The sequence below is a fragment of the Streptomyces sp. NPDC041124 genome, from assembly GCF_055592385.1.
The window spans coordinates 25117-46251 of the sequence record NZ_JBVIYR010000006.1; the positions used below are offsets into that span (position 1 = coordinate 25117).

Here is a 21135-nt window from a genome sequence, read left to right on the forward strand (position 1 = left end):
CGACCCGGGGTCCCTTCCCGAACTTCCGCGCCCGCGCCGACGCGCGCGGCGCGCGTCACCGCGGAGAGAACACGTGTCGAACGCCGTCTCCGGCCTGCCCGTCGGGCGAGGCCTCCTCTATCTGATCGTCGCCGGTGCCGCCTGGGGCACCGCGGGTGCGGCCGCCTCGCTGGTCTACCGGACCAGCGACATGGGCCCCGTCTCCCTCTCCTTCTGGCGCTGTGCCCTCGGGCTGCTCCTGCTGCTCGCCGTGCGACCGCTGTCCCGACGCCCCCGGACGGCCGCCCCCGAGCCGCTCGGCCGGCGGGCGCTGCGGGCCGGAGCCACCGGGATCGGGCTCGCCCTCTTCCAGACCGCCTACTTCGCGGCCGTCTCGGCCACGGGACTCGCCGTGGCCACCGTCGTCACCCTCGGCGCCGGACCCGTCCTCATCGCACTGGGAGCCCGGCTGACCCTGGGGGAGCGGCTGGGGCGCGGCGGCCTGGCAGCCGTCGTCGGCGCGCTCGCCGGACTCGTGGTGCTCGTTCTCGGGGGCGGGGACACCACCGTGGACACCTGGGGCGTCCTGCTCGCCCTGCTGTCCGCCGCCGGGTACTCGGCGATGACCCTGCTCACCCGATGGTGGGGACGCGACGGCGCGGTGGACTCCTCCGGCACGACGGTGGCGGCGTTCGCCGTCACCAGTGCGGTGCTGCTGCCGTTCGCCGCGGTCGAGGGGCTGGTGCCGCACACGGACGCGCCCGGCGTGCTGCTCTGCCTGCTGGCGTACGTCGCCTCCGTGCCGACGGCGCTGGCCTACGGCCTCTACTTCGCGGGTGCCGCCGTCGTACGGTCGGCCACCGTGTCCGTGATCATGCTGCTGGAGCCGGTGAGCGCGGCGGTGCTCGCGGTGGCCCTGCTCGGTGAGCGGCTGACGCCGGCCACGCTGGTGGGCACCCTGCTGATGCTGGGCTCGGTCGCGGGCCTCGCGGTGGGGGAGGCGCGCGGTGCGCGGGCCGGCAAGGCGGAGCCGGCGGCCATGACCGCGTGACGGCGGGGGCCCTCCCGGAGGGGGCCCTTCGTCAGGCCTGCTCCCGGCGCAGGACGTGCGCGCGGGCCTCGGAGTCCCGCGCGCCGTTCCGGTCCGTGAGACCGGCCGCGATCCGTGTCCGCACCGCCGCCGACCGTTTGCCCGCGTACTTGAACTTCGCCCGTACGCCGATCACTTCGAGTCTCAGTCCGCGGATGCCGGACAGCAACCTGCCGTACGGTGCCTCGCCGGCCGCCGCGGGTGCCGAGCCGCCCTCCGGCTGGAAGTGACCCGTCTGGAGGTTCAGCAGCGCGGCCTTCTCCGACGGATCGTCCACGACGTGGGCGTGGCACCGCAGTTGTACGGCGGCGTACAGGCTCGTCGGCACCCCGTGCTCGGGCGGGGTGCCGGGCTCGGCCTGCCATGGACCGGGCACGTACACGTAGTCGTCGACCACGCTCAGCAGGACCCGCGGGTCCGCCTCGACGGCCTGCCAGAGCGGGTTCGGCCGGGCCAGGTGGGTGACCGCCTCGCGGCGCCCGGCGTCGTAGGCGAAGTGCAGGGGCTGGACCAACGGCGGTTCGCCGGGCGGGCCGTTCACCGCGAGCTGTCCGAAGTCGTGCGCGGTCAGCCACCGCTGCCACTCGTCGTCGCGGGGCGCGTCCCAGGGGTGGATCAGCATCACAGGGCCGTCAGGTAGCCGGGGACCGCGGTGCCGGGGGCCAGCGCGGGGTCGGCGAGCGGGGCGTCGTAGCCCTTGCGCAGCGGGACGACACCGGCCCAGTGGGGCAGGCCCAGGTCCTCCGGTTCGTCGTTGACGCCGCCGGCGCGAAGCTTGGCGGAGACCTCGGTGAGGTCGAGGCGGATCACCGCGGTGGCGGCCAGTTCCTTCCTGTCGGCCGGCCGGGAGTCGGCGGCGCGGCCCGGTACGACATGGTCGACCAGGGCGTCCAGCGCCCTCCGCTTCTCCTCGGGGTCGGTCACGTCGTACGCCGGGCCGTGCACCACCACGGAACGGTAGTTGACCGAGTGGTGGAAGGCCGAGCGGGCCAGCACCAGTGCGTCGACGTGGGTGACGGTCAGGCAGACCGGCAGGCCGGAGCCGGCCCGGCCCGCCGCGCGCAGGGGACGCGAGCCGGTCGAGCCGTGGACGTACAGCACCTCGCCGACCCGCCCGTACAGCGTGGGCAGCACCACCGGCGCGCCGTCGCGGACGAAACCGAGGTGGCAGACGTAACCCTCGTCGAGTATCGCGTGCACCAGCTCCTTGTCGTACGCGGCGCGGCCGGGGGAGCGGGTGGGGACGGTGCGCTCGGTGGGCGGATAGGTGGCGGCGGGCTGCGGCGGCCGGGTCCCCTGCATGGCGTTCTCCATTGTACTAGTGCATAATTGGCTTTGTGCTAGGAGAGTATCGGATCAGTGGGCGGCGCGCAGCGGAGATTTCCGCGAGCATCGAGCGCGCGGTGGGTGAAGGAGAGCTGCGTCCGGGTGAACTGCTGCCCCCGATGCGGGAGTTGGCGGAACGGCTCGGGGTCAACGCGAACACCGTCGCGGCCGCGTACCGCACCCTGCGCGAGCGCGGGGTCATCGAGACGGCGGGCCGGAGGGGCAGCCGGGTGCGGCCCAAGCCGGCCACCACGGCACGCGACCTCATGCGGGTGGAGGTGCCGCCGGGTGTGCGGGACCTGTCCGAGGGCAGCCCCGACCCGGCGCTGCTGCCGGCGCTCGCCGGGGCCTTCGCGGCGGCGGCCGCGCAGGGCGACCGGGAGCCGGTGCTCTACGGGCACGCGCCGGTGGATCCAGGACTGGCGCGGGCCGCGCGGGACGGGCTGGACGCCGACGGTGTGCCCGACGGGCCCGTCGCCGTCACCTCGGGGGCACTGGACGCCATCGAGCGGGTGCTCGCCGCCCACCTCAGGCCCGGGGACGCGGTCGCGGTGGAGGACCCCGGGTGGGGCAGTCTGCTGGACCTGGTTCCGGCGCTCGGGCTGCGGACCGTCCCCGTGGGCCTCGACGACGAGGGCCCGCTCCCCGACGACGTGCGCGGGGCGCTGGCGGGAGGTGCCCGGGCCCTGATCGTCACCGACCGCGCACAGAACCCGACCGGTGCCGCGCTGAGCGCCGCACGCGCGCGCGCCCTGCGGCCGGTGCTCGCCGCTCACCCGGAGACGCTGCTGATCGAGGACGACCACGGGCACCACATCGTCGACATCCCGCTCCACCCCCTCGCGGGAACCACCCGGAGCTGGGCCTTCGTACGTTCGGCGGCCAAGGCCTACGGCCCCGACCTGCGGCTCGCGGTGCTCACCGGGGACGCGATGACGCTCGACCGGGTGCGGGGCCGGCAGCGGCTCGGACCCGGCTGGGTCAGCCTGATCGTCCAGCGGGCCGTGGCGCGTCTGTGGAGCGAGGGCGCGGTGGACCCGGTGGCCGTCGCCGGGTGCTACGGGCGGCGCCGGGACGCCCTGATCGGGGCGCTCGCCCGGCGCGGGATCGCGGCGTACGGACCCAGCGGCATGAACGTGTGGGTGCCCGTCCGGGACGAGACAGGCGCCGTCGCCCGGCTGCTGCACGCCGGCTGGGCGGTGGCCCCGGGCGCCCGCTTCCGGATGAACGCGCCGCCGGGTATCCGGGTCACGGTGTCGACCCTCACCGAGGCCGAGATCGAGCCCCTGTCCGAGGCCGTCGCCGCGGCGCTCGGTCCTGCCGGGGGGCCTGCGCGGACGTACGTCTGAGGCGCGGGCGGACGAGACTCTCCGCAGACGCCGGCGGATCCGGCCGGCGCCGAGGCCGTTCCGGCTGCCGTCCCGCTGTCGGCCCCCTTACCGGGCGTGGTCGGTGGCTGCCACCGCCGGCACGATCCCGCTCGCGGACGTCGGTGAGGTCTCAGGGATCCGGCAGATCCGGCCGGGGAGCCGGCAGCCGGAGGCGGTGAAGGCTCGGTCGAGGAAAACGGTGCTGCGTCGAACCCGGGGGTCGGGCAGCATGGCGGGGTGTCCGATCTGCTGTGGGACGACGTGAAGTGCTTCTTCGACCCTGACTCGATGGGGTCGTTGCCGGACCTGCGGGTGCCGCATGCCATGCCGGAGGGCTGGCAGGCGCTCCTCGACCTTGTCACGGAGAAGGGCTGGACGTGCCAGTACTCCGAAGGGGGCAGGGTGCTTCCGGTGCCCAGGGCGGAGGCCGTGCTGTCCCGTCCCGCAGGTGCCGAGTGCCCGGCCCTGCGGGTCTGGCCGACGGCCGGGATGTCGGCGATCTTCCGGTTCCATGCCGGCGACGAGGTCGACTTCGACGTCGACCTGCGGAAGGTGCAGGGCCAGGAGCGACTCGACGAGTTCTGCGGCTTCCTCCGCGCGATCGGGCGGCGGCTGGGCAGACCGGTGTTCATGGACCCTGAGGGGTATTACGGCCATCCGGTGCTCGGCTTCGACGTCGAGGCCGACCGGGTCGTGCTCCTCGCGGAGCCGTAGGTCGGGTGACGTGGCGTGACCGCAGGCAAGGGTGACGGGGCAGATCCCTCCCGACGCGCCGCCGTCCGGCCTTGCCCGGGCACCGGGCAAGGCCACAGCCGCTTTCCGGCCGGCCCGCCCGCACGCGTCGCGAAGGCGGCTGACGGTCGGCGTCCGGCGCCGCTACGCCGGGCGCTTCGGGCGGACCTGGGTCAGTGCCGCACCCGCCAGCACGATCGCCGCGCCCACCGGTGTCGACCAGGTCAGCGTCTCGCCGAGGAGGGCGATGCCGGCCGCCGCGGCGATCACCGGGACGAAGTACGTCACCATCTGGCCGGTCGTCGGACCGACCTCGGCGACCAGGCCGTACTGGACGAGGACGGCGAGGCCGGTACCCAGTGTGCCCAGCGCGGCGATCGCCAGCAGCGGTCCCACGGCGAAGCTGCTCGGGACAGTGGTGAACAGCGGGGTGACCACGGCCAGTTGTGCCGTCGCGAGCAGCAACTGGCCGCCGGTCAGGGAGAGGTTCGAGTGGCTGCTGCCCGCCAGGGTGCGACGGACGTAGATCCAGCCCACCGGGTAGCTCAGCGAGGCCAGCAGGGCGAGCGCGGTGCCGCGGGCGTCCAGGCCCTGGAAGCCCTGCCAGGCGCCCAGCACGGTCAGCACCCCGAGGAAGCCCAGCCCCAGCCCCGCCACCCGCACCCGGGTCGGCCGGTCCTCGGACAGTGCCACCAGGGACAGCGCCATGCCCCACAGCGGTGAGGTGGCGTTGCAGATGCCGGCCAGTGTGGACGGGATGGTCAGCTCGGCGAACGCGAACAGTGAGAAGGGCAGGGCGTTCAGCAGGAACCCGGCGACCGCGAGATGGCCCCAGGTGCGCGCACCGCGCGGCAGCCGCTCCCGGCGCACCGCCATGGCGACCGCGAGGACCGCCGTCCCGAAGGCCAGTCGGCCGAGGGTGACCTGGAACGGGGCGTAGCCCTGCGTGCCGACCTTGATGAGGAGGAAGCTGAAGCCCCAGATCAAGGAGAGCGCACCGAAGCGCAGGCGCCAGTCCAGGCGGGGACGGCCGGCTCCGGGGGTGGGGCCGGACGGGACCGGCGTGGTGGTGGTCGCGGTGACGCTGCTCATGGACGCAACGATGCGGGACGCTCATCTCGTAGCACAATCGAGATTTCGCACGGGGTATTTCGTAGCATCGCTTACATGTTGAACCTGGAGCGCCTGCGCACCCTCGACGCCCTCGCCCGGCACGGCTCGGTCAGCGGTGCGGCCGAAGGGCTGCACATCACCACCTCCGCCGTCTCGCAGCAGATGGCGAAACTGGAGCGCGAGGCCGGCCAGCAACTGCTGGCGAAGAACGGGCGCGGCGTCCGGCTCACCGACGCGGGCCGGCTGCTCGCCGAACACGCCGCCCGCATCCTGTCCCAGGTCGAACTCGCCCAGTCCGATCTGGAGGCGCAGCGCGGTCAGGTCGCCGGCGAGCTGCGGGTCTCGGCGTTCCCGACCGCCGCGCGAGGGCTGCTGCCGTCCGCGCTCGCGGATCTGCGCGCACGGCACCCGGCGCTGCGCGTGCGCTCCAGCGAACTGGAACCCGAGCGGGGCATCCGGGGAGTCGTCCGGGGCGACCTCGACCTCGCCGTCGTACTCGACTGGTACAACAAGCCGATGCCCCTGCCCGACGGCCTGGTCAAGGCGCTGTTGCTCGACGACCCGGCCGACGTGGCACTCCCGGCCGGGCACCGGCTGGCCGGACGCGAGGAGGTGGACCTCGCGGAGCTGGCCGACGACGAGTGGATCACCTGGGGCGAGGGCGAGTTCTGCCACGAGTGGCTGATGTTCACCCTGCGCTCCAAGGGCGTCGAGCCGGTCGTCGGTCACCTCGCCGCCGAGAGCCACACCCAACTCGCCCTGGTCGCGGCGGGACTCGGCGTCTGCGTCGCCCCCCTGCTGGGCCGTGACCCGCTGCCCGGCGGCGTGGTGACCGTCCCGCTCCGGCAGCGCGTGCGCCGGCACGTCTTCGTGGTCTGGCGCGCGGACGCCGACCGCCGCCCCTCCATCCGGGCGGCGGTGCGGGCCCTGCGGGCGGCGGGGCAGCGCGTCGGGGGAGACGCGGCGAGCGGCGCGAGCCCTACGACAGCGTCGACAGCTTCCTGAAGTCCCAGGAGACGATCTTCTCCGGGGTCAGGCGCAGCCAGGCGTGCCGGCCGTCGTGCGGCATCTCGTCCAGACCGAAGTTCTTACGGGCGAACAGCGTCTCAGGGACGTCGAGTTCCGCCCGCAGCTCACCGGTCCGCGGGATCTCGCCCACGAACTCCACCCGTCCCGAGAGCTCAGCGCCGCGCAGTTCGTCGTACTCCTCGCCCGTGTCGACCACGATCGCCACGCGCGGATCCCGCCGCAGATCCGCCCAGCGTCTGCTGCGCACCACGGAGTAGAGCCACAGCGCGGTGCCGTCCCAGGCGAACCAGAGCGTGCTGACGTGCGGAGCCCCGTCGGCGGACACCGTGGCGACCCGGCAGGTGCGCTGGGCGGTGAGGAAATCGTCCAGCTCCCCCGGCGTCATCATGATCTTGCGGCCCCGGCGCTGCGTGGCGGTCATACGGTCCTTTCTTCTCTCACGTCGTACCCGGCGCCGCAGGTTCAGGCGAGGGTGATCGAGTCCCCGCTGACGGTGATCTCCACCGCGGGCAGGGGTTTCGTGGCCGGACCGCCCCGCACACTTCCGTCGGTGATGGAGAAGTCGCTGTTGTGACAGGGGCAGTTGATCACGCCGTCGGCGACGCTCTTCACCGCGCACCCCTGGTGGGTGCAGGTCGCCGAGAACGCCTTGAACTCGCCCGCCGAGGGCTGGGTGACGACGACCTTGCGTTCGGCGAAGACCTTCCCGCCGCCCTCGGGGATGTCGGCGGTCGAGGCGAGGGGCGTGCCGCCGGCGGCCTCGCCGCCACCGCCGCCCGTGCCGTCGTCCGGTGCGCCGCCCGGGGACCCGGAGTCAGCCGGGGGGCCGGACGCCTCGTCGTCGGAACCGCCGCACGCGGTCAGCGCGACGGCGAGGCCCGCCGCCCCTGCCGCCGCGACGACGGTGCGGCGGGCGGGTCCCGATGCGGAGTGGAGCGATGCGGTCATGCCGAGAGTTTCCCTTCCTGGGCGGACAGGTGATCCGGGGAGAGGTACGGTCAGCGGGGCCACCCTGTTCAGGCAGTGACGAGAGCTTGGCGTATGCCTGGTCGGACGGGCGTAAACCACAGCTGTCGTTTCCCTGCCGGGCGGCCGCCCTTCCCGCCCCGCCCCCTCCGACGTGCGGTGACGCGCCAGTAGCCTGGGGCGATGCTCAAGGAAGTCATCGCGACCCGTTTCGTCGGGCCGCTGCGCGAGGGCGGCTCGCTGCCGGGACTGGTCGAGGCCGACGATCTCGGGACCTACGTCCTGAAGTTCAGCGGCGCCGGACAGGGCCGCAAGACGCTGGTCGCCGAGGTGGTGTGCGGGGAACTCGCCCGCCGGCTGGGCCTGCGGGTGCCACGGCTGGTCACCGTCGAACTCGACCCCGTACTGGGGCTGGGTGAACCCGAGCAGGAGGTGCAGCACCTGCTGAAGTCCAGCGGCGGCACCAACCTCGGCATGGACTTCCTCTCCGGCGCCCTCGGCTTCGACCCGCTCGCCTTCGAGGTGAGCCCCGAGGAGGCCGGACGGATCGTCTGGTTCGACGCGCTGGTGAACAACGTCGACCGTTCCTGGCGCAACCCCAACATGCTCCGCCTGCGGGACGGACTGTGGCTCATCGACCACGGCGCGACGATGATCTGGCACCACAACTGGCCCGGCGCCACCGCCTCCGCAGCCCGCCCCTACGACGCCACCGACCACGCGCTGCGTACCTTCGCGCCGGACGTCGCGGCCGCCGCGGCCGAACTCGCACCGCGGGTGACCGATGAACTGCTGGCCGAGGTCACCGCGGAGATCCCCGACGCCTGGCTGGCCGGGGAGCCGGGCTTCGACACGCCCGACGAGCTCCGGCGGGCCTACGCGCGGCCGCTGCTCGCCCGCGCGACCACCGTCCACCGCGACATCCACGGCCTCGAGGGGGACCAGTGAGCGACCGGCACGTCTACGAGTACGCCCTGCTGAGGGTCGTACCGCGTATCGAGCGCGGCGAACGCGTCAACGCCGGGGTGCTCGTGTACTGCCGCCACCGGTCCTTCGTCACGGCCCGCACCCACCTCGACGAGGCGCGGCTGCTCGCCCTCGACCCCGCCGCCGACCTGCCCGGCGTGCGGGCGGCGCTGCGCGCGGTCGAAGGGGTCTGCGCGGGCGGGAATGCGGCGGGGCAGGCGGCGCGGGACGACGCGGGACGGCGATTCCGCTGGCTGATCGCGCCCCGGTCCACCATCGTCCAGCCCGGCCCCGTGCACACCGGGCTCACCGCCGATCCCGCGGCGGAGGCGGAGCGGCTCCTCGACCTGCTCGTCCGCTGAACCGGGCCTGGACGGCCCCGGACCTGTGTCCGTCCACACCCCGTCAGGCGCGGCGGCGCCTCACCAGGTGTCCCGCCGCGAGGACGGCGCCCGTCACGAACGTCGCTCCCACGCCCAGGTCCCAGCCGCTCGGGCCGGAGTCCGAGGAGCCGCCCAGCCCGCCCTCCACACCCCGCGTCGGGGCCACGGTGGAGGGGGCCGCCGGCGCGGCGGACGTCACGGTGGGAGTCACCGGCACCGGGCTGGAAGTCCTGGTCGGCGGGGGAGCCGGAGTCCTGGTGGGCGGAGCGGTCGTCGGGGCCGGTGACGGCGACGCCGACCGGATGGGAGCGGGGCTGACCGGCGCGGGCCGGAACGTGGACGAGGTGAGGCCGCGCCGGGGGAGCGCCTCACAGGCGAGCCCGTCGTCCGGGCCCGGGTCCTCGTCGAGCCGGTGCGGATCACTCCGGTCCAGGTCGAAGAAGGCCTGCGCGTCCTCCTGGTAGGTGAAATCGCCGCAGTCCAGATCCTGGGCGCGGGCGGGGTCGGCCAACGGCACGATCGCGGCGAGCGCGATCAGTGTGCCTATGACTCCGGTGCGACGACGCATGGAGCGCCTCCTCTCCGGCCGTGGGTGGCTCACCCTTCGACGCTAGGGGCCCTCCGGCGCGAAGGCGCGCGGCGCTGCGCCGATCGGGTGCTCGGCGGCACGAGGCCGGGGACCGGGCGGAGCGCCCGCACGCGCGGGGAATGGATCACACCGAAGCGGTGCGCCGTTGACACCGGGTGCCAGGGCTTCTAGCGTCACGTCTGCTGAAGGTACTAAGCGGTCGCTCACTGAACGAGTCCGGCCGCGGAGCCGCATCCCAAGGGCGAGGAGAAGCAGCAATGTCCACCACTGAGCAGCGGGTCGCGGTCGTCACCGGCGCCGCGCGCGGCATCGGCGCCGCCACCGCCGTACGACTGGCCGCCGAGGGCCACGCGGTCGCCGTGATCGACCTGGACGAGGCGGCCTGCAAGGACACCGTGGAGAAGATCACCGCCGCCGGTGGCCGGGCCCTCGCGGTCGGCTGCGACGTCTCCGACGAGGGGCAGGTCGAGGCCGCCGTCGCGCGCATCGCCGAGGAGCTCGGCGCGCCGACCGTCCTGGTCAACAACGCGGGCGTGCTCCGCGACAACCTGCTGTTCAAGATGAGCGTCTCCGACTGGGACACCGTCATGAACGTGCACCTGCGCGGCGCCTTCCTGATGTCGAAGGCCTGTCAGAACCACATGGTCGACGCGGGGTTCGGACGCATCGTCAACCTGTCCTCCTCCTCCGCGCTCGGCAACCGCGGCCAGGTCAACTACTCGGCCGCCAAGGCCGGTCTGCAGGGCTTCACCAAGACGCTCGCCAAGGAGCTCGGCAAGTTCGGCATCACCGCCAACGCCGTCGCCCCCGGCTTCATCGCCACCGAGATGACCAAGGCCACCGCCGACCGCGTCGGTATGGGCTTCGAGGACTTCAAGGCCGCCGCCGCCACCCAGATCCCGGTCGCCCGCGTCGGCTACCCCGAGGACATCGCCAACGCCATCGCCTTCTTCACCGGCGAGGCCGCCGGCTTCGTCTCCGGCCAGGTGCTGTACGTCGCCGGCGGACCGCTCGACTAGGAAGACCGGGAACATGACTGCTGTGGAACTCTCGGGCAAGGTCGCCCTGATCACCGGCGCCAGCCGCGGAATCGGCTACGGCGTCGCCGAGGCGCTCGTCGCACGCGGCGACCGGGTCTGCCTCACCGGCCGGGGCGAGGACGCCCTCAAGGAAGCCGTGGAGAAGCTCGGCCCCGACCGGGCCGTGTACGTCGCCGGCAAGGCGCACGACGAGGCCCACCAGGCCGTCGCCGTCGAGCGCGCCATGGAGGCCTTCGGGCGCGTCGACTACCTCGTCAACAACGCCGGCACCAACCCGGTGTTCGGGCCGATCGCCGACCTCGACCTGAACGTGGCCCGCAAGGTGTTCGAGACGAACGTGATCTCGGCGCTGGGCTTCGCGCAGAAGACCTGGCACGCCTGGCAGAAGGACAACGGCGGCGCGATCGTCAACATCGCCTCCGTCGCGGGCCTCGCACCCTCACCGTTCATCGCCGCCTACGGCGTCAGCAAGGCCGCGCTGATCAACCTGACCCAGCAGCTGGCGCACGAGTTCGCGCCGAAGGTGCGGGTCAATGCCATCGCCCCCGCGGTGGTGAAGACCAAGTTCGCGCAGGCGCTCTACGAGGGCCGGGAGGAGGAGGCCGCCGCCGGCTACCCGCTGGGCCGGCTCGGCGTGCCGTCCGACATCGGCGGCGCCGCCGCCTTCCTCACCTCGGAGCAGTCGGACTGGGTCACCGGTCAGACCCTGGTCGTCGACGGCGGCATCTTCCTGAACGCCGGCGTGGCCTGACCCGCAACGCCCGCGCACACGCGCACGAGCCGGTCCCGACACGGGCGCCCGTTGACGAAAACGGCGCCCGTGTCGGCGTATCCGGCAGGCGACGGCGCGTGACAACGTAGTCATCGCAAGTTGATCTCAAGGGGTGCGGAGAGGGGGGTCAGCGGGCGTGTCACTGCGGTATGGTCTGCCGACCCTTGGCATGGCAGATCGAGGAGCGTGCGCGTGTTCAACCGGAACCGATGCCTGCGGCGGGTGGCGGCCATCGCGTCCATATCGTCCCTGATAACCGGATGCGGAATCCTGTCGTCCGGCGATCCGGACGACGAGGGACCAATAGTCGTGGGAACCACCAGCTCGCCCAGCACGCTGGATCCTGCCGCCTCCTGGGACAGTTCCTGGGAACTGTTCCGCAACATCTATCAGACGCTGTTGAGTTACCCCATCGGTGCGACCACCCCCCAACCGGACGCCGCGGAGAGCTGCGAGTTCTCCGACAGCTCCAACCGGGTCTTCCGCTGCGAACTGCGCGAGGGCCTGACGTTCTCCGACGGCGGCACCCTGGACGCCAAGGCGGTCAAGCACTCGATCGACCGGATCCGCGAGATCAACGTCAACGGTGGCCCGGCCGGTCTGCTGGGCAGCCTGGAGAGGGTGCAGGCGCCCAGCGAACGCGAGGTCGTCTTCTACCTCAACAAGCCGGACGCCACCTTCCCGTTCGTCCTCGCCACCCCCGCGATGTCGATCGTCGACCCGGAGTCCTACCCCTCGGACGCGCTGCGTGAGGGCACCGAGGCCGTCGGCTCCGGGCCGTACACGCTCCAGGCGTACGAGGAGGGGAAGCGGGCCGAACTCGTCCGCAACGACCGCTACAAGGGCTTCGCCGACCGGAAGAACAGCGCGGTCACCGTCCGCTACTTCCAGGAATCCAGCACCATGGTCAAGGCGCTGCGGGACAGGGAGATCGACCTGACCTACCGGGGTCTGGCCGCCGGCGACGTCATCGACTTCCAGGGCAGGGCCTCCAAGGAGCAGGAGATCCAGCTCATCGAGGGCACCGGGACCGACATCAACTACCTGGTGTTCAACCCGAAGGACCGGTGGGCCGGCAAGAAGGAGGTGCGCCAGGCCATCGCGCAGGTCCTCGACCGCGCGGCGATCGCGCACAAGGTCTACCGGGACACCGTCGACCCGCTGTACTCCATGGTCCCCAAGGGCCTGACCGGGCACACCACCGGCTTCTTCGACGACTACGGCGAGCCCAGCGCCGACAAGGCCCGGGACATCCTGACCGACGCGGGCATCACCGAACCCGTCCCGCTCACCCTCTGGTACACCACCGACCGCTACGGCTCCGAGACCGCGCTGGAGTTCAAGGAGATCGAGAAGCAGCTGGAGGCGTCGAAGCTGTTCGACGTCACGCTCAAGAGCCGCCCCTGGAAGACGTACGTCGAGGGCTACCAGAACGGCGAGTACCCGGTGTTCGGGCGTGGCTGGTCCCCCGACTTCCCGGACGCCGACAACTTCATCGCCCCCTTCGTCGGCAAGCAGAACGCGCTCGGTACGCCCTACGAGGCGACCGAGATCACCAACAAGCTGCTGCCCAGCTCCCGCCGGGAGAGCGACCGCGGCAACGTGGTGAAGCAGTTCGAGGAGGCCCAGCAGATCCTCGTCGACGACGTGCGGCTGCTGCCCCTGTGGCAGGGCCGGCAGTACGTGGCGGCGAGCCGGGACGTCTCGGGCGCGGAGCGGTCGATGGACCCCTCCACGATCATGATGCTGTGGCAGCTGTCCCGGAAGACCAGCTGGTAGACCGGACGCTCACGGCCGCGGGGCCGGATGTCAGTGGTCGCCTGTAGGTTCAGTGGCCTGGAAGTGACCGCACACGTGAGGACATTGACGTGACCGACATCGCCATGCTGCCCGAGTCCTGGCGCGGGGTTCTGGGCGACGAACTGCAGCAGCCCTACTTCAAGGAGCTGACGGCGTTCGTCGAGGAGGAGCGGGCGAAGGGTCCCGTCTACCCGCCCCGCGAGGAGGTCTTCGCGGCGCTGGACGCCACGCCGTACGACAAGGTCAAGGTCCTGGTCCTCGGCCAGGACCCGTACCACGGCGAGGGCCAGGGCCACGGCCTGTGCTTCTCGGTCCGGCCGGGCGTGCGGATCCCCCCGTCCCTGCGCAACATCTACAAGGAGATGCACGCCGAGCTCGGCACGCCCGTCCCGGACAACGGCTATCTGATGCCGTGGGCCGAGCAGGGCGTGCTGCTGCTCAACGCGGTACTCACGGTCCGCGCCGGCGAGGCTAACTCGCACAAGGGGCGGGGCTGGGAGAGGTTCACCGACGCGGTCATCCGCGCGGTCGCCGACCGCCCCGACCCGGCGGTCTTCGTGCTGTGGGGCAACTACGCGCAGAAGAAGCTCCCGCTGATCGACGAGAGCCGGCACGTGGTGGTCAAGGGCGCGCACCCCTCACCGCTGTCGGCGAAGAAGTTCTTCGGCTCCCGGCCGTTCACGCAGATCAACGAGGCGGTGGCCGCGCAGGGCCACGCGCCGATCGACTGGACGGTGCCGAGCGCGGGCTGACACCGCCCCGGGCCGGGCCGCTTCGCCGGGCCCGGCACCCGGCTCACCCGTGGCGGGCCCCGGAGCGGCTTGTCCGGCATTGCCCCCGCCTGCGGTTAGCGTCGGGGGACGACAGCCGGCGAGCGGTGGTGGAGGACGTGGTGGCCGAACGACAGGGGCAGGCGGCGCCGGACGCGGTACTGACACGGATCGGTCAGGTCGTGATGCTGCACCACGCGGGCGACCGCGAGGAGGCCCGGCGTCGCTTCCTCGGCCTGTGGGCGGAGATCGGTGAGCACGGCGACCCGCTGCACCGCTGCACGCTCGCCCACTACCTCGCCGACACCCAGGACGACCCCGGCGACGAACTGGCCTGGGACCTGCGGGCCCTTACCGCGGCCGAGGAGGTCGCCGACGACCGCCCGGCCGCGCACGAGGCGTCCCCCGCCCTGCGCGCCCTCTACCCTTCGTTGCACCTCGGCCTCGCCGCCGACTACGCCCGCCTCGGCCGCCCCGACGCCGCCCGCACCCACCTGCGCCGGGCCCGGGAGACGGCCCGCGCCCTCGCCGACGACCGCTACGGAGAGGGTGTACGGGCGGCCATCCGGCGGCTGGAGTCCCGGCTCGAGGAGGGCGGGAGCCCCGAAGGCCGGGGGCTGCCCGGGCAGCGTCCCTAGGGCTCCACGACACCCCTGGGGCCTGCCCGGCCCCGGCGCGGAGCACCCACCTCCCGTGCCGTCGCGTCCGCTCAGCGGCCGTAGGCGTCCTGGCAGATGGCGGCCTCCTGGCTGTCCGCGCGCCAGCCGCCGTACTCCCGGCCCAGCGCGCAGAGGTCCGGCCGGCTGTCGCCGCCCGGATGTACCGGCGCGGCGGCGCCCGGGAGTTCCACCGGCGGACGCCGCGGAGTGTCCTCCCCGCCCGGCGAGGGGCGGGCGGGCCGCGTCCGCCCGTTCCGGTCGTCGGAGGGTGCGTCACGGTCCGGTGCCGCCGTGGCGGTGGCGCGGTGTGACGGTGACGCGGACTTCTCCGGCGACGGCGACGGGACCATGCCCAGCGCCTCGCTCGCCGGTCCCTGCACGATCGATGTCTCGTTCCCCACGGCGGGGCGCGGTCCGGTCCCCTGGGCGGGTGCCGTCGCCGGTCCGGGTGCGAGGGGACGCTGGACCGTCATGCAGCCCGAGAGGGCGGAGACCGCCACGGTCACCAGAAGCGTTGCTGTGGTCGTCGTTCGATGCACCCGTGCCACTCTGCTGGCTCCGGGGGCCCCGCGGGGGACGGACAGGCGCAGCATGCCCCGCACGGGTGATCTCCCGCCCCGTACGGACGCCCCGGTGGTGCCGCGGGTGACGTCATTCGCCGGTGGCGCCGTCGATCCGTTCGCGGATCAGATCGGCGTGGCCGTTGTGCCGCGCGTACTCCTCGATCATGTGGGTGTAGATCCAGCGCAGGCTGTACGCGTCGCTGAACCGGTCGCCGCTGCGGGACCGGTCGTCCAGGGCGAAGCCGGCCGCTGCGCCGCGGGCGGCGTCGATCTCGGCCCGCCAGGTGGAGCGGGCCTCCTGCCAGGTGTCCCCGTCGCCCAGACGGAACTCGCCGTCACGGTCGGCCTCGCTGTAGTAAAGAGGGCCGGCGTCCTCGCCCGCGAGCACCCTGCGGAACCAGCCGCGCTCCACCTCCGACATGTGCCGCACCAGACCCATCAGGGACAGTTTCGAGGGCGGCACCGAGGCGGTGCGCAGCTGCTCGTCCGTCAGTCCTTGGCACTTCCGGGCGAGGGTGGCCCGGTGGTAGTCGAGCCATCCCTCCAGCATGGAGCGTTCGTCGGCGTCCGTGGCGGGTTCGGTGCGCTCTGGCGTCATGCCGCCATCCTGGCCCGGCACCCACCACCTTCACCAGGGCTTCTCGGCTCCCAGCATGCCGGCCAGCAGTTCCTCCAGGTCCGAGCGCACCTCGGCGACACCCGGCACGCGCGCGCTGAACGAGCCGGCCACACAGGAGAACAGCAGGCCGTCCGCCCAGGCGATGAGCGACAGCGAGTGCCGCTCGGGATCCGTGGAACCGAGTCCCGTGACGAGGGCGGTGAGCTGCTCGCGGAACCGGGCGCCGGCGGCGTCGAAGGAGGCCCGCAGCTCGGGGCGGCGGGTGGCCTCCAGGGCCAGCTCGTAGCGGGCGAGGGTCAGCTCCCGGTTGCCGGTCAGCGCGCGGTGGGCGGCCAGGGCGAGGGCGTCCACCAGGGAGTCGGCGCCGGCCCGCGGATCGGGCATCTCGTGCAGTGCGAGCACCCGTGCCTCGCGCTCGGCCAGCCGCCGTACCGCCAGTTCCAGCAGGGCCTGCCGGGTGCGCGCCAGGTTCGAGGTGGATCCCTGGGGGAGTCCGGCCGCCTCGTCGACCGCCCGGTGGGTCAGGCCGCGCATCCCGCGTTCGGCGAGCAGGGCGAGGGCGGTGTCGGCGACGAGGTCGGAACGGGCGGCGCCTTGGGTGCGTACGGACATGAGGGCCAAACTACCCGTCGCACTACGACTGTAGTACGTTGGATCCCAGAGCGCACTACAGGTGTAGTTCCGACAGGAGGGGGAGCCATGGCACGCCTCGAGCGGGCGATCGTGATCGGCGGCGGGATCGGGGGCCTGACGGCGGCCGTCGCCCTGCACCGGCGCGGTGTGCGGGTGACGGTGCTGGAGCGGGCCGCCTCCCTGGAACCGGTCGGCGCCGCCATCTCCCTGTCGCCCAACGCGCTCCGCGCCCTGGACGTCATCGGGCTCGGCGACCACATCCGCGACCTGGCGGCCTGGCAGGGCGACGCCGGGCTGCGCGCGCCCGGCGGCCGGTGGCTGGCCCGCACCAGCGCCACCGCGGCGGCCGAGCGCTTCGGCGGGCCGCTCGTCCTGGTCCACCGGGCCACCCTCATCGGGCACCTGGCCGCGCGGCTCCCGTCCGGCACCCTTCGCACGGGCACCGCGGCCCGCCTCCTCGACCCCGGCGCCCCGGGCCGCCCCGCCAGGATCGGCACCCCGGCCGGGGATCTGGAGGCCGACCTGGTGGTGGCCGCCGACGGCATCGCCTCCGCCGTACGCCGCGAGCTCTTCCCCGCCCACCCCGGGCCGGTGTACTCCGGGTTCACCACCTGGCGGCTGGTGATCCCCCTCCCCGGCGTGGAGTTCGCCTCGCACGAGACCTGGGGCCGGGGCCGCATCTGGGGTACGCATCCGCTCAAGGACGGCCGCGTCTACGCCTACGCCGCCGCCCTGGCGCCCGCGGGCGGGCGCGCCCCCGACGACGAACGGGCCGAGCTGCTGCGGCTCTACGGCGACTGGCACACCCCCGTCCCCGAGGTGCTCGCCGCCGCCCGCCCCGAGGACGTGCTCCGCCACGACGTCCACCACATCGCCGATCCGCTGCCCGCGTTCCACCGGGGCCGGGTGGCCCTGGCCGGCGACGCCGCGCACGCCATGCCGCCGACCCTGGGCCAGGGCGGCAACCAGGCGATCGAGGACGCGATCACCCTCGCCCACCACGCCGGCGACCTGCCCGCCTACACCGCGGCGCGGCTGCCCCGCACCACCGCGATCGCCCGCCGCGCGGTGCGCGCGGCCCGCCTCAACATGGGGACCGGACGCGTCGGCACCGTCGTGCGCGACCACGCCCTCGCCGCACTGTCCACGGCCGCCCCGGCGCTGTTCCTGCGCGGCTTCGACGGCATCGCCGACTGGCGGCCGCCCGGGGGTGTAGCCCGCTCGGGCGAATCGGGGAGCGAGGGAGGCCGTATGCTCGCAGCGGACCACGGCAGGCGAGGACCAGAGGAGAACACCCCGTGAAGGTCGGCTGCATCGGACTCGGTGACATCGCGCAGAAGGCCTACCTGCCGGTCCTCGCCGTACAGCCCGGGGTGGAACTGCACCTGCAGACCCGCACCCCCGCCACGCTCGAACGGGTCGCCGACGCCCTCCACCTCCCGCCCGGGCAGCGCCACGCGGACCTCGCCTCCCTGATCGACCAGGGCCTCGACGCGGCCTTCGTGCACGCGCCGACCGAGGTCCACCCGGAGATCGTGACCCGGCTCCTCGACGCGGGCGTCCCGACGTACGTCGACAAGCCGCTCGCCTACGAACTCGCCGACTCCGAGCGGCTGGTGGCCCTCGCCGAGGAGCGGGGCACCGGTCTCGCCGTGGGATTCAACCGCCGCCTCGCTCCCGGCTACGCGCAGTGCGCCGACCACCCGCGCGAGCTGATCCTGATGCAGAAGAACCGCGTCGGGCTTCCCGAGGACCCGCGCACGATGATCCTCGACGACTTCATCCACGTCGTGGACACCCTGCGCTTCCTGGTGCCCGGCCCGGTCGACGACGTGACCGTGCGCGCCCGCACCGAGGACGGACTGCTGCACCACGTGGTGCTCCAGCTCGCCGGGGACGGGTTCACCGCGCTGGGCGTGATGAACCGCCTCAGCGGTTCCGCCGAGGAGATCCTGGAGGTCTCCGGGCAGGACACCAAGCGCCAGGTGGTCAACCTCGCCGACGTGATCGACCACAAGGGCCAGCCGACCGTGCGCCGCCGGGGGGACTGGGTGCCGGTGGCGCGCCAGCGCGGCATCGAGCAGGCGGTGCTCGCCTTCCTGGACGCGGTGCGCGCGGGCAAGGTGCTCAGTGCCCGGGACGCGCTGGCGACCCATGAGCTGTGCGAACGGGTGGTACGAGCGATCCACGAGCGCGCCGCCTGAGACGCACCAGCTCGGTGACGCCCCACACTCCGAGGACCAGCAGCGCCGCGTACGGCGGCCAGTCACCGAAGCGGACGTAGAGCGTCGTGCCGTGCGCCAGCGGTACCTCGTACACCTGCGCGGCGGCGGTGTCCGTGCCGAGCCGCGGGCCGACGCGCCCGCCGTCCGGACCGTACACGGCGGAGACGCCCGTCAGGGTCGCGTGCACCATCGGGCGGCCCGTCTCGGCGGCCCGCAGCGCGGCGAGCGAGGCGTGCTGGGCCGGCGCCCAGCTCTGCTGGAACGTCGACGTGGAGGACTGGGCGAGCAGCACCTCGGCGCCGTCCTGGGCGAGGTGCCGGCTCATGTCGGGGAACGCCGACTCGAAGCACACCATCGGCCCGATCCGCAGCCCGTCGCCCGCGTCCATCACCACCTGCGCGGAGCCCATCCGGCGGTCCTCGCCGGCCGCCTTGCCGACGGAGGTCGCCCAGCCCAGCAGGGAACGGGCGGGGATGTACTCCCCGAACGGAACCAGCCGCATCTTGTCGTACCGGTCCCCGGTGGGGCCGTCCGGGCCGATCAGCACCGAACTCTTGTAGATACCGGGTTCGTCCGAGCGCCGGGCGTCCACGTTGACCAGGATCCGCGCGTCCGTCTCGCGCGACAGGGCCGTCAGCCGCCGTGCCAGGTCGGGCCGGTTCCCCAGGTCGAAGCCGACACTGCTCTCGCCCCAGACGATCAGGCCGACGTCCCGGCCGGCCATCTCACGCGTGAGCCGTTCCTCCAGGTCGAAGCGGCGGTCGGCGCTGTCCCGCCCCGCCACGACTCCCGGCTGCACGAGCGCGATCCGCACCCGGTCGCCGGTGTCCGGGCGCGGCGACCACACCCAGGCGGCGGAGGTGACGGCGGCCGCGGCGACCAGTCCGGCCACGGCCGGCACCCGGGCCCGCCGGACCGCGACGAGCACGGCCACGGCGACGTTCACCGCGACCACCAGGAAACTGGCCAGCCAGACGCCGCCCACCGACGCGAGCCGGAGTGCGGGCTCCACCTCCCACTGACTCGCCCCGAGCACCCCCCAGGGACCGCCGAGCCCCTGCCAGGAGCGGACCAGTTCGACCGCCAGCCACCCCGACGGCAGCACGGCGAGCGCGGCCGCGACCCGCCCCCGGGACGGCCCCCCGCCCAGCAGCCGCCGCACCAGCCACCCCCACGGCGCCCACAGCGCGCCCAGCAGGGCGGCGATGACGAAGGTGAAGACGTGCAGGTTCGGCAGCAGCCAGTGGTGCATGGCCAGCATGAACCCGAAGCCGCCCCACCAGCCGTCGAAGGCCGCGCGCTTACCGGTCGGAGCCGTCCGGGCCAGCAGGATCCACGGCACCAGGGCGACGTAGGCGAACCACCACAGGGACGGGGCGGGAAAGGCCAGGACGGGCAGGGCACCGGTGACCGCGGCGGCGGTCGAGCGGCGCCAGGGGGAGGCGAGCCAGCGGCCGAGCGACTTCATAGGCGCCTCCCTACCCCGTGCTGCCTCCAGTGTGCGTCCCGACGCCGATCCGCAACACCGCGCACCGGATCAGTGGACCACGGGTGCGGCCCGCCGGTCGGGAACGCGACGCCACTTCTCCTGTACGACCACCCCGCTCAGCCGCCAGCCGTCGTCCGTGCGCAGCATCGCGAACACGCACCGGCCGCCGCACACGACATCCGGCTCGGCGGACTCCCCGTCGGCCCCGGCGCGGCACATCGGGTTCACGTAGTCGGCCTGCACCCGGGCCGTGTCGCCGCGGTCCTGCTCCCAGATCCCGAACCGCACCCGCCGGTTGACGAACAGCTGCTGCCGCACGGGGTACACGCCGAGGCTCTCCGCGAGCCATCCGGCCACCGCCCCGGCGCTGCCCTCGATACCGCCGGCCGAGCGGTAGTCCGCCCTCCCGTCCGCGGTGAACAGGGCCTGGTACGCCTCCCAGTCACAGTCGTCCACGGCCACCGCGTACTCGGTGACGAGTCCGTCCACGGCCAGCCGGTCCCTCACGGTCGCGAGCTCCACACGCTGGGTCATCGGATCAGTGTTGGCCATGGGGCGGGCGCAGCCAAGGGGGCGCGCACCGGTAATCACCGGCCTCGGGCACCCGCCGTGCCCACCGTCCCGCGGGCCCCGCGGATCCTGAGGTCAGGAAGCGGTGCGCAGGCCCGCCAGGAGCCGGTCGAGGGCCTGGTCCGCCGCCCCGGGATCCCCGCCCCGTGCGACCCGGAGCGCCGCCTCGTTCATCGCACCCGAGAGCAGCCGGGTCAGGGGCTCCATCGGCTGATCGGCGGTGTACCCGGCCGCGACGAGCTCCGTCAGGACCTCCGCCAGGTGCCGGGCGGAGGACTCCTCGTCCATGGCCCGCCACTCGTCCCAGCCCAGCACGGTCGGCGCGTCAGTACGTCGGCGCCTGATCCCGGGTCGCCGGTGGCGCGGCCGGCTCCCGCACCGGGGCCGAGTCCCTCGTACCGGGGAGCGGGTCCGCGCCCCTGGTGACGGAGGCCTCGTCTGTCTGCGAGCCT

General features: G+C 73.4%; 25 protein-coding genes. 13 read left to right on the top strand and 12 right to left on the bottom strand.

The features are described 5' to 3' along the window. Positions 1–73 precede the first annotated feature (73 nt). Positions 74–1030, top strand: coding sequence for a DMT family transporter (locus ACZ6A9_RS17420; protein WP_468985856.1), 957 nt, complete (start codon positions 74–76; stop codon positions 1028–1030). A 31-nt stretch (positions 1031–1061) separates the two neighbouring features. Here the strand turns inward: ACZ6A9_RS17420 and ACZ6A9_RS17425 are convergent, their stop codons facing one another. Beyond that, positions 1062–1691: an FMN-binding negative transcriptional regulator gene (locus ACZ6A9_RS17425; protein WP_468985858.1), complete on the bottom strand. Its 630-nt coding sequence runs from the start codon at positions 1689–1691 to the stop codon at positions 1062–1064. Then, a complete protein-coding gene (locus ACZ6A9_RS17430) occupies positions 1691–2371 on the bottom strand; it encodes a pyridoxamine 5'-phosphate oxidase family protein (RefSeq protein ID WP_468985861.1) in 681 nt (226 codons plus the stop codon). Before ACZ6A9_RS17430 ends, ACZ6A9_RS17425 begins: the two co-directional genes overlap by 1 nt. 35 nt (positions 2372–2406) lie before the next feature. On the opposite strand from ACZ6A9_RS17430, the gene ACZ6A9_RS17435 reads away from it, so the two are divergent. Then, the gene (locus ACZ6A9_RS17435) at positions 2407–3744 is read left to right on the top strand and encodes an aminotransferase class I/II-fold pyridoxal phosphate-dependent enzyme (protein ID WP_468985865.1); all 1338 of its coding nucleotides are present in this window, start codon (positions 2407–2409) and stop codon (positions 3742–3744) included. A 258-nt stretch (positions 3745–4002) separates the two neighbouring features. After that, a complete protein-coding gene (locus tag ACZ6A9_RS17440; RefSeq protein ID WP_468985868.1) occupies positions 4003–4479 on the top strand; it encodes a hypothetical protein in 477 nt (158 codons plus the stop codon). Positions 4480–4641: 162 nt separating this feature from the next. Here the strand turns inward: ACZ6A9_RS17440 and ACZ6A9_RS17445 are convergent, their stop codons facing one another. After that, positions 4642–5589 (bottom strand): DMT family transporter, encoded by a 948-nt coding sequence (locus ACZ6A9_RS17445; protein WP_468985872.1) that lies wholly within the window; start codon positions 5587–5589, stop codon positions 4642–4644. Positions 5590–5664: 75 nt separating this feature from the next. On the opposite strand from ACZ6A9_RS17445, the gene ACZ6A9_RS17450 reads away from it, so the two are divergent. Beyond that, positions 5665–6615 carry a LysR family transcriptional regulator gene (locus tag ACZ6A9_RS17450; protein WP_468985876.1) on the top strand — a complete coding sequence of 317 codons (951 nt, stop codon included), beginning with the start codon at positions 5665–5667 and terminating at the stop codon, positions 6613–6615. Here ACZ6A9_RS17450 and ACZ6A9_RS17455 read toward each other — a convergent pair. Together ACZ6A9_RS17455 and ACZ6A9_RS17460 are read right to left on the bottom strand one after the other, a co-directional pair. Next, complete coding sequence (locus ACZ6A9_RS17455; protein ID WP_468985878.1) at positions 6590–7060, bottom strand: pyridoxamine 5'-phosphate oxidase family protein; 471 nt, start codon at positions 7058–7060, stop codon at positions 6590–6592. The genes ACZ6A9_RS17450 and ACZ6A9_RS17455 overlap by 26 nt on opposite strands. Before the next feature lie 41 nt (positions 7061–7101). Further along, a complete protein-coding gene (locus tag ACZ6A9_RS17460) occupies positions 7102–7587 on the bottom strand; it encodes a Rieske (2Fe-2S) protein (RefSeq protein ID WP_468985881.1) in 486 nt (161 codons plus the stop codon). A 201-nt stretch (positions 7588–7788) separates the two neighbouring features. Between ACZ6A9_RS17460 and ACZ6A9_RS17465 the strand changes: the two genes are divergently transcribed. Next, positions 7789–8553 carry a HipA family kinase gene (locus ACZ6A9_RS17465; protein ID WP_468985883.1) on the top strand — a complete coding sequence of 255 codons (765 nt, stop codon included), beginning with the start codon at positions 7789–7791 and terminating at the stop codon, positions 8551–8553. Next, on the top strand, positions 8550–8933 hold the full coding sequence (locus ACZ6A9_RS17470) for a DUF3037 domain-containing protein (RefSeq protein WP_468985885.1): 384 nt from the start codon (positions 8550–8552) through the stop codon (positions 8931–8933). The genes ACZ6A9_RS17465 and ACZ6A9_RS17470 overlap by 4 nt, the downstream gene beginning before the upstream one ends. 43 nt (positions 8934–8976) lie before the next feature. On the opposite strand, the gene ACZ6A9_RS17475 is transcribed toward ACZ6A9_RS17470, so the two are convergent. Further along, the gene (locus tag ACZ6A9_RS17475) at positions 8977–9522 is read right to left on the bottom strand and encodes an excalibur calcium-binding protein (protein ID WP_468985891.1); all 546 of its coding nucleotides are present in this window, start codon (positions 9520–9522) and stop codon (positions 8977–8979) included. A 278-nt stretch (positions 9523–9800) separates the two neighbouring features. Between ACZ6A9_RS17475 and fabG the strand changes: the two genes are divergently transcribed. The 5 genes from fabG (at position 9801) to ACZ6A9_RS17500 (ending at position 14563) form a co-directional block, all read left to right on the top strand. Next, complete coding sequence (fabG, locus tag ACZ6A9_RS17480) at positions 9801–10562, top strand: 3-oxoacyl-ACP reductase FabG (protein ID WP_468985894.1); 762 nt, start codon at positions 9801–9803, stop codon at positions 10560–10562. Between the two features lie 13 nt (positions 10563–10575). Continuing rightward, positions 10576–11334: an SDR family oxidoreductase gene (locus tag ACZ6A9_RS17485; protein ID WP_468985898.1), complete on the top strand. Its 759-nt coding sequence runs from the start codon at positions 10576–10578 to the stop codon at positions 11332–11334. 213 nt (positions 11335–11547) lie between these two features. Further along, positions 11548–13134 carry an ABC transporter substrate-binding protein gene (locus tag ACZ6A9_RS17490; protein ID WP_468985901.1) on the top strand — a complete coding sequence of 529 codons (1587 nt, stop codon included), beginning with the start codon at positions 11548–11550 and terminating at the stop codon, positions 13132–13134. 89 nt (positions 13135–13223) lie between these two features. Further along, positions 13224–13907 (top strand): uracil-DNA glycosylase, encoded by a 684-nt coding sequence (ung, locus tag ACZ6A9_RS17495; RefSeq protein ID WP_468985903.1) that lies wholly within the window; start codon positions 13224–13226, stop codon positions 13905–13907. Positions 13908–14047: 140 nt separating this feature from the next. Then, positions 14048–14563: a hypothetical protein gene (locus ACZ6A9_RS17500; protein WP_468985906.1), complete on the top strand. Its 516-nt coding sequence runs from the start codon at positions 14048–14050 to the stop codon at positions 14561–14563. Positions 14564–14634: 71 nt separating this feature from the next. On the opposite strand, the gene ACZ6A9_RS17505 is transcribed toward ACZ6A9_RS17500, so the two are convergent. The 3 genes from ACZ6A9_RS17505 to ACZ6A9_RS17515 form a co-directional block, all read right to left on the bottom strand. Further along, the gene (locus ACZ6A9_RS17505) at positions 14635–15123 is read right to left on the bottom strand and encodes a hypothetical protein (protein WP_468985908.1); all 489 of its coding nucleotides are present in this window, start codon (positions 15121–15123) and stop codon (positions 14635–14637) included. A 112-nt stretch (positions 15124–15235) separates the two neighbouring features. Continuing rightward, positions 15236–15745: a DinB family protein gene (locus ACZ6A9_RS17510; protein ID WP_468985910.1), complete on the bottom strand. Its 510-nt coding sequence runs from the start codon at positions 15743–15745 to the stop codon at positions 15236–15238. A 30-nt stretch (positions 15746–15775) separates the two neighbouring features. After that, complete coding sequence (locus ACZ6A9_RS17515) at positions 15776–16378, bottom strand: TetR/AcrR family transcriptional regulator (protein ID WP_468985914.1); 603 nt, start codon at positions 16376–16378, stop codon at positions 15776–15778. Between the two features lie 87 nt (positions 16379–16465). Between ACZ6A9_RS17515 and ACZ6A9_RS17520 the strand changes: the two genes are divergently transcribed. Continuing rightward, the gene (locus tag ACZ6A9_RS17520; RefSeq protein WP_468985916.1) at positions 16466–17701 is read left to right on the top strand and encodes an FAD-dependent monooxygenase; all 1236 of its coding nucleotides are present in this window, start codon (positions 16466–16468) and stop codon (positions 17699–17701) included. Beyond that, complete coding sequence (locus tag ACZ6A9_RS17525; RefSeq protein ID WP_468985919.1) at positions 17698–18603, top strand: Gfo/Idh/MocA family protein; 906 nt, start codon at positions 17698–17700, stop codon at positions 18601–18603. Before ACZ6A9_RS17520 ends, ACZ6A9_RS17525 begins: the two co-directional genes overlap by 4 nt. Here ACZ6A9_RS17525 and lnt read toward each other — a convergent pair. From lnt to ACZ6A9_RS17540, 3 genes are all read right to left on the bottom strand, one after another. Beyond that, entirely contained in the window at positions 18527–20092 is a 1566-nt protein-coding gene (lnt, locus tag ACZ6A9_RS17530; RefSeq protein WP_468985923.1) for an apolipoprotein N-acyltransferase, read from the bottom strand. The two genes, ACZ6A9_RS17525 and lnt, sit on opposite strands and share 77 nt — an antisense overlap. Before the next feature lie 69 nt (positions 20093–20161). Continuing rightward, complete coding sequence (locus ACZ6A9_RS17535; RefSeq protein WP_468985926.1) at positions 20162–20647, bottom strand: nuclear transport factor 2 family protein; 486 nt, start codon at positions 20645–20647, stop codon at positions 20162–20164. 111 nt (positions 20648–20758) lie between these two features. Continuing rightward, complete coding sequence (locus ACZ6A9_RS17540; RefSeq protein WP_468987204.1) at positions 20759–21028, bottom strand: hypothetical protein; 270 nt, start codon at positions 21026–21028, stop codon at positions 20759–20761. Positions 21029–21135: the final 107 nt, after the last annotated feature.

Bases quoted from the DNA above. Each gene is read 5' to 3' on its own strand.
- ACZ6A9_RS17425 (WP_468985858.1), bottom strand. From the start codon at position 1,691: ATGCTGATCCACCCCTGGGACGCGCCCCGCGACGACGAGTGGCAGCGG.
- ACZ6A9_RS17430 (WP_468985861.1), bottom strand. From the start codon at position 2,371: ATGCAGGGGACCCGGCCGCCGCAGCCCGCCGCCACCTATCCGCCCACC.
- ACZ6A9_RS17445 (WP_468985872.1), bottom strand. From the start codon at position 5,589: ATGAGCAGCGTCACCGCGACCACCACCACGCCGGTCCCGTCCGGCCCC.
- ACZ6A9_RS17450 (WP_468985876.1), top strand. From the start codon at position 5,665: ATGTTGAACCTGGAGCGCCTGCGCACCCTCGACGCCCTCGCCCGGCAC.
- ACZ6A9_RS17455 (WP_468985878.1), bottom strand. From the start codon at position 7,060: ATGACCGCCACGCAGCGCCGGGGCCGCAAGATCATGATGACGCCGGGG.
- ACZ6A9_RS17460 (WP_468985881.1), bottom strand. From the start codon at position 7,587: ATGACCGCATCGCTCCACTCCGCATCGGGACCCGCCCGCCGCACCGTC.
- ACZ6A9_RS17465 (WP_468985883.1), top strand. From the start codon at position 7,789: ATGCTCAAGGAAGTCATCGCGACCCGTTTCGTCGGGCCGCTGCGCGAG.
- ACZ6A9_RS17475 (WP_468985891.1), bottom strand. From the start codon at position 9,522: ATGCGTCGTCGCACCGGAGTCATAGGCACACTGATCGCGCTCGCCGCG.
- fabG (WP_468985894.1), top strand. From the start codon at position 9,801: ATGTCCACCACTGAGCAGCGGGTCGCGGTCGTCACCGGCGCCGCGCGC.
- ACZ6A9_RS17485 (WP_468985898.1), top strand. From the start codon at position 10,576: ATGACTGCTGTGGAACTCTCGGGCAAGGTCGCCCTGATCACCGGCGCC.
- ACZ6A9_RS17510 (WP_468985910.1), bottom strand. From the start codon at position 15,745: ATGACGCCAGAGCGCACCGAACCCGCCACGGACGCCGACGAACGCTCC.
- ACZ6A9_RS17515 (WP_468985914.1), bottom strand. From the start codon at position 16,378: ATGTCCGTACGCACCCAAGGCGCCGCCCGTTCCGACCTCGTCGCCGAC.
- ACZ6A9_RS17520 (WP_468985916.1), top strand. From the start codon at position 16,466: ATGGCACGCCTCGAGCGGGCGATCGTGATCGGCGGCGGGATCGGGGGC.
- lnt (WP_468985923.1), bottom strand. From the start codon at position 20,092: ATGAAGTCGCTCGGCCGCTGGCTCGCCTCCCCCTGGCGCCGCTCGACC.
- ACZ6A9_RS17535 (WP_468985926.1), bottom strand. From the start codon at position 20,647: ATGACCCAGCGTGTGGAGCTCGCGACCGTGAGGGACCGGCTGGCCGTG.